The 16,902-nt window shown below is 61.6% G+C and carries 14 protein-coding genes; all 14 read left to right on the top strand.

The window, feature by feature from the left end; all coding sequences use genetic code 11:
* The first annotated feature begins 80 nt into the window (after positions 1–80).
* The 14 genes from frr (at position 81) to accA (ending at position 16,786) form a co-directional block, all read left to right on the top strand.
* Entirely contained in the window at positions 81–638 is a 558-nt protein-coding gene (frr, locus tag AB5Y95_RS20700) for a ribosome recycling factor (RefSeq protein WP_010634784.1), read from the top strand.
* Between the two features lie 72 nt (positions 639–710).
* The gene (uppS, locus tag AB5Y95_RS20705; RefSeq protein WP_368161951.1) at positions 711–1,487 is read left to right on the top strand and encodes a polyprenyl diphosphate synthase; all 777 of its coding nucleotides are present in this window, start codon (positions 711–713) and stop codon (positions 1,485–1,487) included.
* A gap of 26 nt (positions 1,488–1,513) precedes the next feature.
* On the top strand, positions 1,514–2,371 hold the full coding sequence (locus tag AB5Y95_RS20710; RefSeq protein ID WP_005303453.1) for a phosphatidate cytidylyltransferase: 858 nt from the start codon (positions 1,514–1,516) through the stop codon (positions 2,369–2,371).
* A gap of 63 nt (positions 2,372–2,434) precedes the next feature.
* A complete protein-coding gene (ispC, locus tag AB5Y95_RS20715) occupies positions 2,435–3,628 on the top strand; it encodes a 1-deoxy-D-xylulose-5-phosphate reductoisomerase (protein ID WP_139431428.1) in 1,194 nt (397 codons plus the stop codon).
* A gap of 82 nt (positions 3,629–3,710) precedes the next feature.
* Complete coding sequence (rseP, locus tag AB5Y95_RS20720) at positions 3,711–5,063, top strand: sigma E protease regulator RseP (protein ID WP_043171962.1); 1,353 nt, start codon at positions 3,711–3,713, stop codon at positions 5,061–5,063.
* A gap of 34 nt (positions 5,064–5,097) precedes the next feature.
* A complete protein-coding gene (gene bamA, locus AB5Y95_RS20725) occupies positions 5,098–7,521 on the top strand; it encodes an outer membrane protein assembly factor BamA (protein ID WP_368161953.1) in 2,424 nt (807 codons plus the stop codon).
* Positions 7,522–7,669: 148 nt separating this feature from the next.
* The gene (locus AB5Y95_RS20730) at positions 7,670–8,182 is read left to right on the top strand and encodes an OmpH family outer membrane protein (protein ID WP_017764121.1); all 513 of its coding nucleotides are present in this window, start codon (positions 7,670–7,672) and stop codon (positions 8,180–8,182) included.
* Between the two features lie 3 nt (positions 8,183–8,185).
* Positions 8,186–9,205 (top strand): UDP-3-O-(3-hydroxymyristoyl)glucosamine N-acyltransferase, encoded by a 1,020-nt coding sequence (gene lpxD / locus AB5Y95_RS20735; RefSeq protein WP_005303442.1) that lies wholly within the window; start codon positions 8,186–8,188, stop codon positions 9,203–9,205.
* Positions 9,206–9,229: 24 nt separating this feature from the next.
* On the top strand, positions 9,230–9,691 hold the full coding sequence (fabZ, locus tag AB5Y95_RS20740) for a 3-hydroxyacyl-ACP dehydratase FabZ (RefSeq protein ID WP_010634777.1): 462 nt from the start codon (positions 9,230–9,232) through the stop codon (positions 9,689–9,691).
* 5 nt (positions 9,692–9,696) lie between these two features.
* Entirely contained in the window at positions 9,697–10,488 is a 792-nt protein-coding gene (lpxA, locus tag AB5Y95_RS20745) for an acyl-ACP--UDP-N-acetylglucosamine O-acyltransferase (RefSeq protein WP_005303438.1), read from the top strand.
* Positions 10,481–11,620 (top strand): lipid-A-disaccharide synthase, encoded by a 1,140-nt coding sequence (lpxB, locus tag AB5Y95_RS20750; protein ID WP_368161954.1) that lies wholly within the window; start codon positions 10,481–10,483, stop codon positions 11,618–11,620. The genes lpxA and lpxB overlap by 8 nt, the downstream gene beginning before the upstream one ends.
* Positions 11,621–11,695: 75 nt before the next feature.
* A complete protein-coding gene (gene rnhB, locus AB5Y95_RS20755; protein WP_019839053.1) occupies positions 11,696–12,286 on the top strand; it encodes a ribonuclease HII in 591 nt (196 codons plus the stop codon).
* A gap of 53 nt (positions 12,287–12,339) precedes the next feature.
* Positions 12,340–15,819, top strand: coding sequence for a DNA polymerase III subunit alpha (gene dnaE / locus AB5Y95_RS20760; RefSeq protein ID WP_005303432.1), 3,480 nt, complete (start codon positions 12,340–12,342; stop codon positions 15,817–15,819).
* A 16-nt stretch (positions 15,820–15,835) separates the two neighbouring features.
* A complete protein-coding gene (gene accA / locus AB5Y95_RS20765) occupies positions 15,836–16,786 on the top strand; it encodes an acetyl-CoA carboxylase carboxyl transferase subunit alpha (RefSeq protein ID WP_005303428.1) in 951 nt (316 codons plus the stop codon).
* The last annotated feature ends 116 nt before the right edge of the window (positions 16,787–16,902 follow it).

Raw genomic sequence — 16,902 nt, forward strand, 5'->3', positions numbered from 1 at the left:
CCGGCTCGTTTGTCCATGACGCCAGCAAATAAGATAGATACGGGCCGGTAGACGGCTCGTTCGCCAAAAGGAAAACCACTGTGATCAACGAGATTAAAAACGACGCCAAGGACCGCATGGGCAAGAGTGTCGAGTCGCTCAAGACCCAGATGTCCAAGATCCGCACCGGCCGCGCTCACCCGAGCCTGCTCGACGGCATCCAGGTGGAGTATTACGGTGCCGCCACTCCTCTGAAACAGTTGGCCAACGTGGTGGCAGAAGATGCCCGCACCCTCTCCATCTCCATCTTCGATCGCTCCATGATCCAGGCGGTGGAAAAGGCCATCCTGACCTCCGATCTGGGCCTGAATCCGTCCAGCAACGGCCAGACCCTGCGGGTGCCGCTGCCGCCACTGACCGAAGAGCGCCGTCGTGATCTGACCAAGATCGTGCGTGCCGAAGCGGAAGGTGCCCGGGTTGCCATTCGCAACATCCGTCGCGATGCCAACGCCGATCTGAAAGCCTTGCTCAAAGACAAAGAGATCTCCGAAGACGACGACCGTCGTGCCCAGGAAGAGATCCAGAAGTTGACCGACTCCTTCATCAAGCTGGTAGACGATGCGCTGGCCGTGAAGGAAAAGGAGCTAATGGAAATCTAAGCCTCTGACAGGTATATTACGAGCGCCGTGTAGTGCCCCTGCACGGCGCTTTTGTCTTTGTGGGAGAAATGAATGTCGCTTTTGGCAGCCGTAGGTGATTGTGCCAATTCGTCCTTGCCTCGTCATGTGGCCATCATCATGGATGGCAACGGACGCTGGGCCCAGAACCGTGGCAAGATGCGGGTCTATGGCCACAAGGCCGGTGTGAAGTCTGTTCGCGAGGCGGTGACCTTTGCCGCGCGTGCCAAACTGGATGCGCTCACTCTGTTTGCGTTTTCCAGCGAGAACTGGCGCCGCCCGGAAGGGGAGGTCAGTGCCCTGATGGAACTGTTTATAACGGTGCTGGGCCGCGAGGTTAAAAAACTGCACAGCAACGGCATTCGGCTCAAGGTGATCGGCGATACCGCCCGCTTCAGCGAACGGCTGCAGGCCAAAATTGCCAAGGCGGAGGCGCTGACCGCCAACAACAGGGGGCTGACCCTCAACATCGCCGCCAATTACGGTGGCCAGTGGGACATCACCCAGGCGGCCCGCAAGCTGGCCACGGCTGTGGCGGCGGGTGAATTGTCGGCCGAGCAGATTGATGAAACCTTGCTTGGCCGCGAGGTGTGCATGGCCGACCTGCCGCCGGTGGATCTGCTGATCCGTACCGGTGGCGATCATCGCATCAGCAACTTCGTGCTGTGGCAGCTCGCCTATGCCGAGCTCTATTTTACCCCGGTGCTGTGGCCTGATTTCAACGAGGCCGAGTTTAGCGAGGCCGTGGCCTCCTTCGTCTCCCGTGAGCGCCGTTTTGGCTGCACCGGTGAACAGATCCGGGAATTGATCGCCGAGCAACAGACCGGCTAACCCCCCTCCCAAGAGAGAGGCTTCTTTTGCTAAAACAACGAATTATTACCGCTTTGCTACTGGTTCCCCTGGTGTTGGGAGCCCTCTTTTTTCTGCCGTTGAAATTCTTTGCCCTGTTGGCATCCCTGGTATTTCTGTTGGCCAGCCGCGAGTGGAGCGGCTTTGTCTCCGCCAAACCGCAACAGTGGCTGCCGCTGGTCTATTGCCTGCTGCTCGGTGCCAGCCTGTTCTGGCTGCCGGTGGAGCAGTTGTGGACTCCCCATCTGCATCCGCTGGTGATGGGCGTGCTCTGGACCGCCGTCAGCTGGTGGCTGCTGGGGCTGCTGCTGGTGCTGCGCTACCCCCAGAGCGCCAAGCTGTGGAAGGAGTCCATCTGGCTCAAGTCCCTGTTCGGTCTGGTGACCCTGGTGCCCTTCTTCTGGTCCCTGGTGGCCATCCGTGGTTACAACTTCTATCACGACCCCATGATGGGAGCCTGGATCCTGCTGTTCGTGATGGGGCTGGTCTGGGCGGCAGATTCTGGCGCGTATTTTTTCGGCAAGGCGTTCGGCAAACACAAGCTGGCGCCGGCCGTGAGCCCGGGTAAAACCATCGAAGGCATGTGTGGCGGCCTGTTTACCGCCAGTCTGCTGGCGGTGGGGGTGACCTGGTTCATGGGCTTCGTGCCCGCCAAGATGGCCATAGTGCTGTTCTGCTCCCTGCTGGCGGTGCTCGCCTCTGTGCTCGGCGATCTGACCGAGAGCATGTTCAAGCGCGAGGCCGGTATCAAGGATTCAGGGACCCTGCTGCCCGGTCACGGCGGCATTCTCGACCGTATCGACAGCCTGACCGCCGCCCTGCCGGTGTTCCTGCTCAGCTACCTGCTGCTCAGCCAGGAGTTCTGATGGACTGCCCGATGATCCGGCAGGCCGCAGGTGCCATCCATTCGTCATACAGCGGGAGTTTTGATGCATAACTTGGTGATTCTGGGAGCCTCCGGCTCCATTGGTCAGAGTACGCTCAAGGTACTGCGGCACAATCCTGGGCGCTGGCAGGTGCTGGCGCTGACGGCGGCCCGCAGCGTGGATGCCATGCTGCGCGACTGCCTCGAGTTTTCCCCCCGTTTCGCCGTCATGGTGGACGAGGTTGCGGCTGCCGAGCTGGCCGGTCAACTCAAGACCCACGGCAGTGCCACCCGGGTGCTGCCCGGTCCGGCCGCCCTGTGTGACGTGGCCGCTCACCCCGATGCCCACAGCGTGATGGCGGCTATCGTCGGTGCCGCCGGGCTTGCGCCCACCATGGCTGCGGTGCGTGCCGGCAAGCGCATCCTGCTGGCCAACAAGGAAGCCCTGGTGATGTCCGGTGCCTTCTTTATGGAGGCGGTACGCGAGCACGGTGCCGAGCTGCTGCCCATCGACAGCGAACACAACGCCATTTTCCAGTGCCTGCCCGAGGCCATCCAGCGCCAGCCGGGCTTTTGCGACCTGGCGGGGGCGGGGATCAGCAAGATCCTGCTGACCGGCTCCGGCGGCCCGTTCCGCTACACCGACATCGGCGAGCTGGCCCATGTCACCCCGGCCCAGGCCATCGCTCATCCCAACTGGTCCATGGGGGCCAAGATCTCGGTCGACTCCGCCACCATGATCAACAAGGGGCTGGAGTATATCGAGGCGCGCTGGCTGTTCAACGCGGCGCCCGAGCAGATCCAGGTGGTGATCCATCCCCAGTCGGTCATCCACTCCATGGTGCAGTACAAGGACGGCTCCGTGCTGGCCCAGCTCGGCAACCCGGACATGTGCACCCCCATCGCCCACGCCCTGGCCTATCCGGCTCGGGTCGAGTCCGGTGTGGAACCTTTGGACTTCTTCAGTGTCGGAGAGTTCAGCTTTATCCGTCCCGACTATGAGCGCTATCCCTGTCTGCAGCTTGCCATGCATGCCTGTCAGCAGGGTCAGGCCGCGACCACGGCCCTCAATGCCGCCAACGAAGAGGCTGTAGCGGCTTTCCTTGCAGAGCGGATCGGTTTTATGGATATTGCCAGAGTCAATGAGGCCACCATGCTCGCACTGGGCGGCACGGATGTCGGCTCGCTGGACGATTTGATTGCGCTGGATGGGGCGGCCCGTGCCCGTGCTCACAATTTGATTGAGGAGCTTAGCTGATGAGAAGTATTTCGTGGCATTGTGCTGCCTTCACCCTGATTGTCGGAGACAGGACCATGCATGAATGCGAGGTGATGGGCTGATGGGCGGTGTGTTGTGGAACATTGGTGCCTTTATCGTCGCCCTCGGGCTGCTGGTTGCGGTACATGAATTCGGCCACTTCTGGGTGGCCCGCCGCTGCGGCGTCAAGGTCGAGCGCTTCTCCATCGGCTTTGGCAAGGCCATCTGGCGCCGGCTCGGCAAGGATGGCACCGAGTACGTGCTGGCCCTGATCCCCCTTGGCGGTTACGTCAAGATGCTGGATGGCCGGGTCGACGAGCTCAAGCCCGGTGACGAGCAATACGCCTTCAACCACAAGAGCGTCTGGGCGCGGATGGCCATCGTCGCAGCCGGCCCCATGGCCAACTTCGTGTTTGCCCTGTTCGCCCTCTGGCTGATGTTCATGATCGGTGTCCCCGCCGTCAAACCCGTGGTGGGCGAGGTGCGTCCCGCCTCCATCGTGGCGGCGGCCGGGGTGGAGCCCGGCATGGAGATCGTCGGCGTCGGCGGCGAGGAGACAGGTGACTGGGAGAGCGTGACCTATGCCCTCATCAGCCACCTTGGCGATGACTCGGTCCAGCTCAAGCTCAAGGCGGCCAACACCAGTTATGCGGTGGACAAGACCCTGCAACTGGCCGGCTGGAAGTTTGATCCCGACAAGGAGTCCCCCATCGGCAGCCTCGGGATAGTGCCCCTCGGTGGCAAGGTGCTGCCGGTGGTCGAGGCTGTGGTGGCCGCGAGCGCCAGCGAGAAGGCCGGCCTCCAGGCTGGCGACCGCATCAAGCGGGTAGGGGATGAGGCGATCACCGAGTGGGTTCAGTTTGTCCACCAGGTGCAGCAGTCGCCCAGGCAGCCGCTTGAGGTGACCGTCGAGCGGGCGGGCAGCGAGCTGACCCTGACCCTGACCCCGGATGCCAAGAAGGTGCGGGGCCAGCTGGTCGGTTTCGTCGGCCTGTCGCCGCAACTGGTTCCATTACCGGATGAGTATCGGATTCTGTTACAGTATGGGCCTTTGCAAGCCCTGTGGCAGGGCGCCCAGAAGACCTGGAGCCTGACCACCCTGACCTTCGACATGATCGGCAAGCTGATCGGTGGCATCGTCTCGCTGGACAACCTGAGCGGCCCCATCTCCATTGCCAAGGGGGCGGGCAGCAGTGCCGACTATGGACTGGTCTATTTCCTCGGTTTTCTGGCGCTCATCAGCGTCAACCTGGGGATCATCAACCTGTTCCCCCTGCCGGTGCTGGATGGTGGCCATCTGGTCTATTTCCTCATCGAGGCGGTCACCGGCAAGCCGGTATCGGAAAAAATTCAGGAAGTGGGTTTCCGGATTGGCGCCGCCATTCTGATGTTACTGATGGGTATTGCGCTGTTTAATGATTTCGCTCGCCTCTGAGGCCAGAGCATCAACAAGGACACATAAGAACAAAATGGCTGTTAAAAAAGCATTGGTGTTGAGTTGCCTGCTGGGTGCCAGTTTCCTGGCCCAGGCGGCCCCTGCCTCTTTTGTGGTGCAAGATATTCAGGTTGAAGGTCTGCAGCGGGTGACCCTGGGTGCCGCCCTGTTGAACCTGCCGATCCGGGTTGGCGATTCCGTCGACTCCGTCGCGCTGGCCAACGCCATCAAGAAGCTCTATGCCTCCGGCAACTTCGAGGACGTCAAGGTCTACCGCGACGGCCAGGTACTGCAGGTGATGGTCAAGGAGCGGCCGACCATCTCCAGCATCGAATTCTCCGGCAACAAGGACATCAAGGAGGAGCAACTGACCCAGAGCCTGGAGTCCTCCGGCATCCGGGTGGGTGATCCCCTCGATCGCACCGTGCTGAGCTCCCTCGAGAAGGGGCTGGAAGATTTCTACTACGGCGTGGGCAAGTACTCCGCCAAGGTCAAGGCCATCGTCACCCCGCTGCCGCGCAACCGGGTCGACCTCAAGTTCACCTTCGTGGAAGGGGAAGCGGCCAAGATCCAGCAGATCAACATCGTCGGCAACAACGTCTTCCCGGAAGAGAAGTTGCTGGCCCAGCTCTCCCTCAAGGATGACGTGCCCTGGTGGAACTTCACCGGCGACCAGCGCTACCAGAAACAGAAGCTGGCCGGCGACATCGAAACCCTGCGCTCCTACTACATGGACCGCGGCTACATCCGCTTCCAGCAGGAGTCCACCCAGGTCTCCATGACCCCGGACAAGAAGGGGGTCTACGTCACCCTCAACGTCAAGGAAGGGGATCAATACAAGGTCTCCGGCATCCAGCTCAAGGGTGATCTGATCGATCGCGGCGGCGAGATGAAGGGGCTCATCCCCATCGAGACCGGCAGCATCTACTCCGCCAGCCAGGTGACCCATACCGAAGAGGTGCTCTCCAAGTTCCTCGGTCGTTACGGCTACGCCTACCCGAAAGTGGTCACCTTCCCGCAGGTCAACGACCAGACCAAGGAAGTGGAGCTCATCGTCAACATCGAGCCGGGCCCGCGCGTCTACGTGCGCAACATCAACTTCAGTGGCAACGTCACCACCAAGGACGAAGTTCTGCGCCGCGAGATGCGTCAGATGGAGGGCACCTGGCTCTCCTCCGACAGCGTCGAGCAGTCCAAGACCCGTCTCAACCGCCTCGGCTTCTTCGAGAGCGCCGAAGTGGACACCAAGCGGGTGCCGGGCAGCGATGACCAGGTCGATCTGGACTTCAAGGTCAAGGAGCAGCCTGCCGGTTCCATCAACGCCGGTGTGGGCTACGGTACCGAATCTGGCCTGAGCCTGCAGGCGGGCCTGCAGCAGGACAACTTCATGGGGACCGGCAAGAAGATCGGCATCTCCGCCAGTACCAACAAGTACTCCAAGAGCGTCGACCTCAGCTACAACGATCCCTACTTCACCGTGGACGGGGTCAGCCTGGGCGGTCGTCTCTACTACAACCAGTTCAGTGCGGCCGACGCCAACATCGTGGACTACGAGAACACCACCATCGGCTTCCGCCTCTCCAGTGGTTTCCCGGTCAACGAGAACAACCGTCTCGACTTCAGCCTCGGGGTCGAAAACAACAAACTGTCCCAGCCCAACCCCTATCTGCAGGTGGATGAGTTCTGGAAGGTGTACAGCAAGAACAAGGATGGCGACAACCGCATGGTGTTCAACACCGTCGACGTCACCGCCGGCTGGACCCGTTCCACCCTCAACAAGGGCCAGTTCCCGACCGCCGGTGATCGTCAGCGGGTCAACGCCAAGGTCACAGTGCCGGGCATGGATCTGCAGTACTTCAAGCTCAACGCGGAAGACGCGCACTACTTCCCGTTCGATGCGGATCACAAGTGGGTGCTGATGGCCAAGGCGCGTGCCTCCTACGGCAACGGCTACGGCAGCAACGGCAACTATGATCACGTACTGCCGTTCTTCGAGAACTACTTCGCCGGTGGTTTCGACACCCTGCGCGGCTTCAAGAGCAACACCGTGGGTCCGAAGGCGCTCTACTACTACAACCTGAGCGGCAACGACGTCATCCAGGGCACCGACAGCTCGGTGGGCGGCAACGCCCTGGCGGTCGCCTCCCTCGAGATGATAGTGCCGACGCCGTTTGCGTCCGAGACCTATCAGCCGCAGCTGCGGACCAGCTTCTTCATCGATGCCGGCTCCGTGTGGGATACCACCTTCGACTATGACCAGTACCGCAACCGTTGCTTCAGCGGCTGCAACTATCTGGTCGACTATTCGGATCCGACCAACTACCGCGCCTCGGCCGGTCTGTCGCTGCAGTGGCTCTCCCCCATGGGCCCGCTGGTGTTCGCGATTGCCCGTCCGCTCAAGCAGTACGAGGGCGACCGGACCGAGTTCTTCTCATTCAACATCGGCCGTACCTTCTAAGGACGGACCTTGCCCCCACCCAATGGTGGGGGTATTCAATGATGGGACGCGCAGCCTGCGTGCCTCACCAGGTAACAAGTCGGTCCGGGTACCACTTGCATAATCAGGTAAATCAGGTAGCCCTCACATGAGGGAACAAGGAGTAAGTGTGAATAAAGCGTTGAAAGTAGCTGGTTTGAGTTTTGCACTGATGGCTGCCGGCATGGGCTCCGCCTTGGCCGAGACCAAGATCGCCGTGGTCGACATGGGCGAAGTCTTCCAGAAGCTGCCCCAGCGTGAAGCCGTTTCCAAGAAGCTGAAAGGCGAATTCGAGCCGCGCATGCGCGAGCTGCAGAAGCTGGAAGCCGATGGTCAGAAACTGGTCGAGAAGTTCAAGAAGGATGAAGCCTTCATGAGCGCCGACCAGAAAAAACAAAGCCAGGAGAAGCTGGCCAAGCTGCAGATGGAGTTCAACCAGAAGCGTCAGGCGTTTGAACAGGACAACGGTCGCCGTCAGTCCGAAGAGCGCAACAAGATCCTGACCAAGGTGCAGGCTGCCATCGACTCCATCGCCAAGAGCAATGGTTACGATCTGGTGCTGGAGCGCAATGCTGCCCCGTACGCCGCCAGCAAGCTGGACATCTCTGCCCAGGTTATTTCTCAGGTAAGCAAGAGCAACTAATTGATGGCATTCACTCTCGCACAGCTGGCCCAGCAACTGGGGGCCCAGGTCCATGGCGACGGAACCCTGGAAATCCGCAAGGTAGCGACACTGGAAAAGGCCGGGGAGGGGGACATCACCTTCCTGTCCAATAAAAAGTACCGGCATTATCTGGAGCAGAGCAAGGCGACCGCCGTGCTCATCACAGAAGCGGATCTGCCATTTTGTCCCACCAATGCCCTGGTGCTCAAAGACCCCTACGTGGGCTTTGCAAGGGTTGCCCAACTGCTGGACACCACGCCGCAGCCGGCCACGGATATCCATCCGAGTGCGGTGATCGCGGCGGACGTGCAACTGGGCGAGAGAGTGGCCATCGGGGCCAATGCGGTGATCGAATCCGGCGTGGTGCTGGGGGATGATGTGCGCATCGGTCCGGGCTGTTTCGTTGGCAAGAATACCCGACTGGGAGCCCGCTCCCGGTTGTGGGCCAACGTCACCCTCTATCACGATGTCACCATGGGCACCGACTGTCTGGTTCAATCCGGCACAGTGATCGGCGCCGATGGTTTCGGTTATGCCAACGAGCGTGGCGAGTGGATCAAGATCCCCCAGCTCGGCGGCGTGACCATCGGCAACCGGGTCGAGATCGGTGCCTGCACCACCATCGACCGCGGCGCGCTGGAAGATACCCGCATCGCTGACAACGTCATCATCGACAACCAGTGCCAGATCGCCCACAACGTCGAGATCGGCTACGGCACCGCCGTGGCGGGCTCCACCGTGATGGCAGGTAGTCTCAAGGTCGGCAAATACTGTATCATTGGCGGCGCCTCCGTCTTTAACGGGCATATGGAGATCTGCGACCAGGCCACCGTTACCGGCATGGCCATGGTGATGCGACCCATTACCGAGCCCGGTGTCTACTCTTCCGGCATCCCCCTGCAAACCAATAAAGAGTGGCGCAAGACCGCCGCCCGGGTGATGCGTATCGAAGAGATGCACAAGCGGTTGAGCAAGCTTGAGAAGAAGCTGGACCAAGAATAATCACGATTGGTATAGGGTACTGTTTTGACTACTGAAAAGAAGAGCCTGGGTATCCAGGAAATAATGGATCTGCTGCCCCACCGTTATCCGTTCCTGATGGTGGACAAGGTGGAAAACTACGAGATCAGCGATGAGCGCAAGACCCTGCGTGCCATCAAGAACGTCTCCTTCAACGAGCCGATCTTCCAGGGGCACTTCCCGGCCAAGCCGGTGTTCCCCGGTGTGCTGATCCTGGAAGCCATGGCACAGGCCACCGGTATCCTGGCGTTTACCATGGTGGGCAAGCCGTCCCCCAACGAACTCTATTACTTTGCCTCAATCGACAACGCTCGTTTCAAGCGTCCGGTTGGCCCCGGCGATCAGCTGGTGCTCGACGTGGAGTTCCTGAAAGAGCGTCGCGGTATCGCCAAGTTCACCGGTGTGGCCACGGTCAACGGTGAAGTGGTCTGTACCGCCGAGCTGATGTGCGCCAAACGCGAGGTTTAACACACGTGATCGACCAGACTGCCATCATTCACGATACTGCCGTCGTCCATGAGTCTGCCGTCATCGGTAAAGGGGTTGAAATCGGCCCCTTTTCTGTCATCGGTGCCGAGGTGGAAATCGGCGACAACACCTGGGTCAGCTCCCATGTGGTGATCAAGGGCCCGACCAAGATTGGTCGTGGCAACAAGATCTTCCAGCACACCTCCATCGGTGAGGATTGCCAGGACAAGAAGTACGCCGGCGAGCGCACCTTCCTCGAGATCGGCGACAACAACGTCTTTCGCGAGAACTGCACCGTGCACCGCGGCACCATCCAGGATCAGTCCCTGACCCGGATCGGCAGCGGCAACCTGTTCATGGTCAACGTCCACGTTGCCCACGACTGCATCATCGGTGACAACTGCATCTTCGCCAACAACGCGACCCTGGCGGGCCACGTGGTGATCGGCGATTTCGTGATCTTCGGCGGTCTCTCCGCGATCCACCAGTTCGGCCGCGTCGGCTCCCACGCCTTCGTCGGTGGCTGCGCTGCCCTCAACAAGGACGTGCCGCCCTACGTGATGGCCGCCGGCAACTATGCCAAACCGTTCGGGGTCAACTCCGAAGGGCTGCGTCGCCGCGGTTACACGCCTGAGGCGATCTCCGCCGTCAAGCGCGCCTACAAGGAGATCTTCCGCTCCGGCAAGACCGTTGAAGAGGTGCTGCCTGTGCTGATCGAGATGGCGCAAGCCGAGCCGGCCGTCCAGCTCTATGTGGACTTCCTCAAAGACAACGAGCGCGGGATCATCCGTGCCTGATCCGGTTCGCATCGGTATCGTCGCCGGAGAGGTCTCCGGCGACATTCTGGCTGCCGGTCTGGTACGCGAGCTGCAGGCCCGCTACCCGGACGCGCAGTTTGAAGGGATCGCCGGGCCGCGCATGCAGGCCCTCGGCGTGAAGGCCCTGTTCGAGATGGAAGAGCTCTCCGTCATGGGGATCACCGAGGTGCTGGGCCGTCTGCCGCGCATCCTCAAGGTCCGCCGCGAACTGCTGCGCCACTTCATCGCCAATCCGCCCGATATCTTCATCGGGGTGGATGCACCGGATTTCAATATCGGGGTGGAGCTGAAACTGCGCCGCGCCGGTATCAAGACGGTTCACTATGTCAGCCCCTCGGTATGGGCCTGGCGCCAGAACCGCATTCACAAGATCAAGGCCGCCACCGACATGGTGCTCGCCTTCCTGCCGTTCGAGAAAGCCTTCTACGACCGCTTTGATGCCCCTTGCCGCTTCGTCGGCCACACCATGGCGGACGACATCCCGCTGGTGCCGGATCAGGCCGCGGTGCGCAGAACCCTCGGCATCGACGCCAACCGCCGCTGGCTGGCGGTGCTGCCGGGCAGCCGCACGGCGGAAGTGGGCTTCATGTCACCGCTGTTTCTCGAGGCGTGCAAGCACCTGACGGTGCGCTACCCGGATCTCGGCTTCATCGTGCCGCTGGTCAACCAGAAGCGGCGCGAGCAGTTCATGGCCATCAAGGCCGACGTGGCGCCGGATCTCGACATGGTGCTGCTGGAAGGGCAGGGCCGCGAGGCGATGATCGCCGCCGACGTGGTGATGCTGGCCTCCGGCACCGCCGCCCTGGAAGCCATGCTGGTGAAAAAACCCATGGTGGTGGGCTACAAGCTCAAGCCCTTCAGCTACTGGCTGGCCCAGCGGCTGGTGAAGACCGAATTCGTCTCCCTGCCCAACCTGTTGGCCGGCCGCATGCTGGTGCCCGAACTCATCCAGCACGAGTGCACCCCGGAGAACCTGGTGGTCGAGGTGAGCAAGTATTTCGAGCACGACAACAGCGTGCTGGTGAATACCTTCACCGAGCTCCATCAACTCATTCGCTGCAATGCCGACCACCAGGCCGCCGAGGCGGTGGCCGAGCTGCTGGGCCGGTAGAGAGCGGGCGGCCAGCGCGGCTGCGCCAACGCGACGCCAGGCCCTGCGGGGCCTGTTTTGATTCAAGGCTACAAGATGATGATCGATATTCCTGACGACAAGCTGGTTGCCGGTGTGGACGAAGTGGGGCGTGGCCCCCTGGTGGGAGACGTGGTGACCGCCGCCGTCATCCTCGACCCGGCCAACCCGATCGAGGGGCTCAACGACTCCAAGAAGCTCTCCGAGAAGAAGCGGCTCGCCCTGTTTGACGAGATCAAAGAGAAGGCGCTGGCCTTCGCCATCGGTCGCGCCAGCCCGGCGGAGATCGACGAGCTCAACATCTTGCACGCCACCATGCTGGCGATGCAGCGCGCCGTGGCGGGGCTCAAGGTCACGCCCGAGCTGGTCTTCATCGATGGCAACCGCTGCCCGGCTCTGCCGATGGAAGCCCGCGCCGTGGTCAAGGGCGACAGCCTGGTGGCCGCCATCAGTGCCGCCTCCATCCTCGCCAAGGTGACCCGGGATGCGGAGATGACCGAGCTGGACAGCCGCCATCCCGAGTACGGCTTTGCCCGCCACAAGGGCTATCCGACCGCGGAGCACCTCGCCATCCTGGCCGAGCGCGGCCCGTTGCCGGAATATCGTCAAAGTTTCAAACCGGTGCGCCGCGCACTGGGAGTGGAATAACCCATGCTGATTTGTCTAAGCGATGGCTGCTTGCGTAATGAGAGGGCATGACGATGGCTGACCCCCGTTTCATTCACCTGCGGGTGCATACCGACTTCTCCATGGTGGATGGTCTGCAGAAGATCAACCCCATCGTCGGTGCCGCAGCGGCCGACAACATGCCGGCGCTGGCCCTGACCGACCAGATGAACATGTGCGGCCTGGTGCGCTTCTATGGCGCCGCCCACGGCAAGGGGATCAAACCTCTGGTCGGTGCCGACTTCTGGGTGCAGAGCAGTGAACTCGGCGACGAGCAGTTTCGTCTCACCCTGCTCGCCATGGACAACGACGGCTACCAGAACATCACCCTGCTCATCTCCCGCGGCTATCAGCGCGGTCATGTGCAGGGACGGCCGGTCATCGACAAGGAGTGGCTGGTCGAGCACGCCAAGGGGGTGATCGTGCTCTCCGGCGGGCGCGAGGGGGACGTAGGCAAGTTCCTGCTCAAGGGCAACCGCCAGATGACCGAGCAGTGCGTCGCCTTCTATCAGACCCACTTCCCCGACGCCTACTACCTGGAGCTGCTGCGTACCGGTCGCCCCGACGAGGAGGTCTACCTCCACATGGCGGTGAACCTCGCGAGCGAGTTCGCGCTGCCGGTGGTGGCCACCAACGAGGTGGTGTTCCTCACCGCCGATGACTTCGACGCCCACGAGATCCGGGTCGCCATCCATGACGGCTACACCCTGATGGACAAGCGTCGCCCGCGCCGCTACAGCCCGCAGCAGTACCTGCGCAGCCAGGACGAGATGTGCGAGCTGTTCGCCGACATCCCGGAGGCGCTGGAGAACACGGTGGAGATCGCCAAGCGCTGCAACGTGACGGTGCGTCTGGGTGAATACTTCCTGCCCAACTTCCCCACCGGCGACATGACCACCGAAGACTTCCTGGTGGCCAAGTCGAAAGAGGGGCTGGAGGAGCGACTCGAGTTCCTGTTCCCGGATCCGGCGGTGCGGGCCGAGCGTCGTCCCGAGTACGACGAGCGCCTCGACATCGAGCTGAAGGTGATCAACCAGATGGGCTTCCCGGGTTACTTCCTCATCGTGATGGAGTTTATCCAGTGGTCCAAGGACAACGGCATCCCGGTCGGCCCGGGCCGGGGCTCGGGTGCGGGTTCGCTCGTTGCCTACGCCCTCAAGATCACCGACCTGGACCCGCTCGAATTTGACCTGCTGTTCGAACGTTTCCTGAACCCCGAGCGGGTCTCCATGCCCGACTTCGACGTCGACTTCTGCATGGACCGACGGGACGAGGTGATCGAGCACGTCTCCGAGATGTACGGCCGGGACGCGGTGTCCCAGATCATCACCTTCGGCAGCATGGCGGCCAAGGCGGTGGTACGGGACGTGGGCCGGGTGCTGGGCCACGCCTACGGCTTCGTCGATCGCATCTCGAAACTCATTCCGCCGGATCCCGGCATGACCCTGGCCAAGGCGTTCGAGGCCGAGCCCAAGCTGCCCGAGCTCTACGAGCAGGACGAGGAGGTCAAGGATCTCATCGACATGGCGCGCCGGCTGGAAGGGGTGGTGCGCAACGCCGGCAAACATGCCGGTGGCGTGGTGATAGCACCCACCAAGATCACCGACTTTGCGCCGCTCTACTGCGATGACGAGGGTCATCACCCGGTCACCCAGTTCGACAAGAACGACGTGGAGTACGCCGGCCTGGTGAAGTTCGACTTCCTGGGTCTGCGCACGCTCACCATCATCGACTGGGCGCTCGGCATGATAAACCCGCGTCTTGCCAAAGAGGGCAAGCCGCCGGTCGACATCGCCGCCATCCCCATCGACGACAAGCGCTCGTTCGACCTGCTGCAGCGCTACGAGACCACCGCGGTATTCCAGCTCGAATCCCGCGGCATGAAGGATCTCATCAAGCGGCTGCAGCCGGACTGTTTCGAAGACATGATCGCTCTGGTGGCCCTGTTCCGGCCGGGCCCGCTCCAGTCGGGCATGGTGGACAACTTCATCGACCGCAAACACGGCAATGAAGCCATCTCCTATCCGGACGAGAAGTGGCAGCACGAGAGTCTGCAACCCATTCTGGAGCCCACCTACGGCATCATCCTCTACCAGGAGCAGGTGATGCAGATCGCCCAGACCCTGGCCGGGTACACCCTGGGGGGCGCGGATATGCTGCGCCGGGCCATGGGCAAGAAAAAGCCCGAGGAGATGGCCAAGCAGCGGGCCGGTTTTGAAGAGGGAGCCATCAAGAACGGCGTCGACGGCGAGCTGGCGATGAAGATCTTCGACCTGGTGGAGAAGTTCGCGGGCTACGGCTTCAACAAATCGCACTCCGCCGCCTATGCGCTGGTCTCCTACCAGACCCTCTGGCTCAAGACCCACTTCCCGGCCGAGTTCATGGCGGCGGTGATGACCGCCGACATGGACAACACCGACAAGATAGTGACGCTAGTGGACGAGTGTCAGCGGATGGGGCTGACGGTGATCCCGCCGGACGTCAACACCGGCCGCTACCGCTTCAGCGTCAACGAGGACGGCCATATCGTCTATGGCATCGGCGCGGTGAAGGGGGTGGGGGAAGGCCCCATCGATGCGATCCTGGAAGCACGGGATCGGGATGGCCCGTTCCGCGACCTGTTCGACTTCTGCAACCGGGTCGACATCAAGAAGCTCAACAAGCGGGTGATGGAGAAGCTCATCCTCTCCGGCGCCATGGACCGGCTCGGCCCTCACCGCGCCGCCCTGATGGCGACCCTGGAGGAGGCGATGCGTGCCGCCGAGCAGCACGCCAAGGCCCAGGCGGTGGGGCAGGTCGACATGTTCGGCGTGCTCACCGAAGAGATAGACGACGTCAAGAAGGCGTTCGCCAACGTGCCGCACTGGCCCGACAAGGTCTGGCTGGAAGGGGAGCGCGAGACCCTCGGTCTCTACCTCACCGGTCACCCCATCAACCAGTACAGCGGCGAATTACGTCGTTACACCTCGGGTCGCCTGTGTGATCTGCATCCCACCTCCCGCGATACCGTGACCACGGCGGCGGGGCTGGTGATCGCGGCGCGCAGCATGGTGACCAAGCGCGGCAACAAGATGGGGATCTTCACCCTGGACGACCGTTCCGGTCGCCTCGATGTGACCCTGTTCAGTGAAGCGCTGGAAAAATATGAAGAGTTGATGCAAAAAGACCGTATTTTGGTGGTTTCTGGACAGGTCAGCTTTGATGACTTCTCCGGTGGCCTTAAAATGTCGGCCCGTGAATTACTGGATATCAACGATGCGAGAGAGCGTTTTGCCAGGGCAATCCGCATCTCTCTCGATGAACAGCGAATCGATGATCGCTTTTTCCCGCGTTTGTGCGAGATTTTGGAGCCCGCCCGTGCCGGAGTCTGTCCGGTTCAGGTAAACTATCGTCGCCCCGGCTCCCGGGTGCGATTGACGCTCGGCACCGAGTGGCGGGTGACGCCCACCGATCAACTGATAGATGACTTGCGCGTCCTGCTGGGACGAGAGCGGGTTGAATTGGTTTTTGATTAGAGGATCTATAGTCCCTATGAGTCTTTTTCTGGATTTTGAACAGCCGATCGCCGAGTTGCAGGCACAGATCGATGAACTGCGCCATGTGAGCGAGCACAACAGTGCCGTGGATCTGAGCGAAGATATCCGTCGGCTGGAGAAGAAAAACGAAGAGCTGACCAAGAAGATCTTCGGCGATCTGGGCGCCTGGCAGGTGTCCCAGATGGCGCGTCATCCACAGCGCCCCTATACCCTCGACTACATCGAGCACATCTTCACCGATTTCGACGAGCTGGCCGGCGATCGCGCCTATGCCGATGACAAGGCCATCGTCGGCGGCATCGCCCGTCTGGACGGCGAGCCTGTGATGGTCATCGGCCACCAGAAGGGGCGCGAGACCAAGGAGAAGATCAAGCGCAACTTCGGCATGCCGCGCCCGGAAGGGTACCGCAAGGCCCTGCGCCTGATGGAGATGGCCGAGCGCTTCAAGATGCCGATCATCACCTTCATCGACACCCCGGGCGCCTACCCGGGCGTTGGTGCCGAGGAGCGTGGCCAGTCCGAAGCCATTGCCCGCAACCTGAAAGTGATGGCCGGTCTGACCGTGCCGGTGGTCTGCACCGTGATCGGTGAAGGTGGCTCCGGCGGCGCCCTGGCCATCGGTGTCGGCGATCGCGTCAACATGCTGCAGTACTCCACCTACTCCGTCATCTCGCCGGAAGGGTGTGCTTCCATCCTGTGGAAGAGCGCCGACAAGGCACCGGTGGCTGCCGATGCCATGGGCATCACGGCCCAGCGTCTGAAAGAGCTCAAGCTCATCGACAACATCGTTGAGGAGCCGCTCGGCGGCGCCCACCGCAACGTGGAGAAGATGGCCAAGCACCTGAAAGACCGCATCCAGCAGGATCTCAACGCCCTGCGTCCGCTCGACAACGAGCAGCTGCTGGAGCAGCGCTACCAGCGTCTGCTGGGCTACGGCTACTGCTGAGCCCGGTCGGGAACAAATGGATGACGAAAGGCCCTCGCACTGCGGGGGCCTTCTTTTTTATGGCGGCTGACGCCCTGTCGGCAGGGAAACATCCTGTCCATATGGATACCTATTGG

It is taken from the genome of Aeromonas sp. R5-3 (assembly GCF_040908225.1).
GTDB classification, from domain to species: Bacteria; Pseudomonadota; Gammaproteobacteria; order Enterobacterales; family Aeromonadaceae; genus Aeromonas; species Aeromonas dhakensis.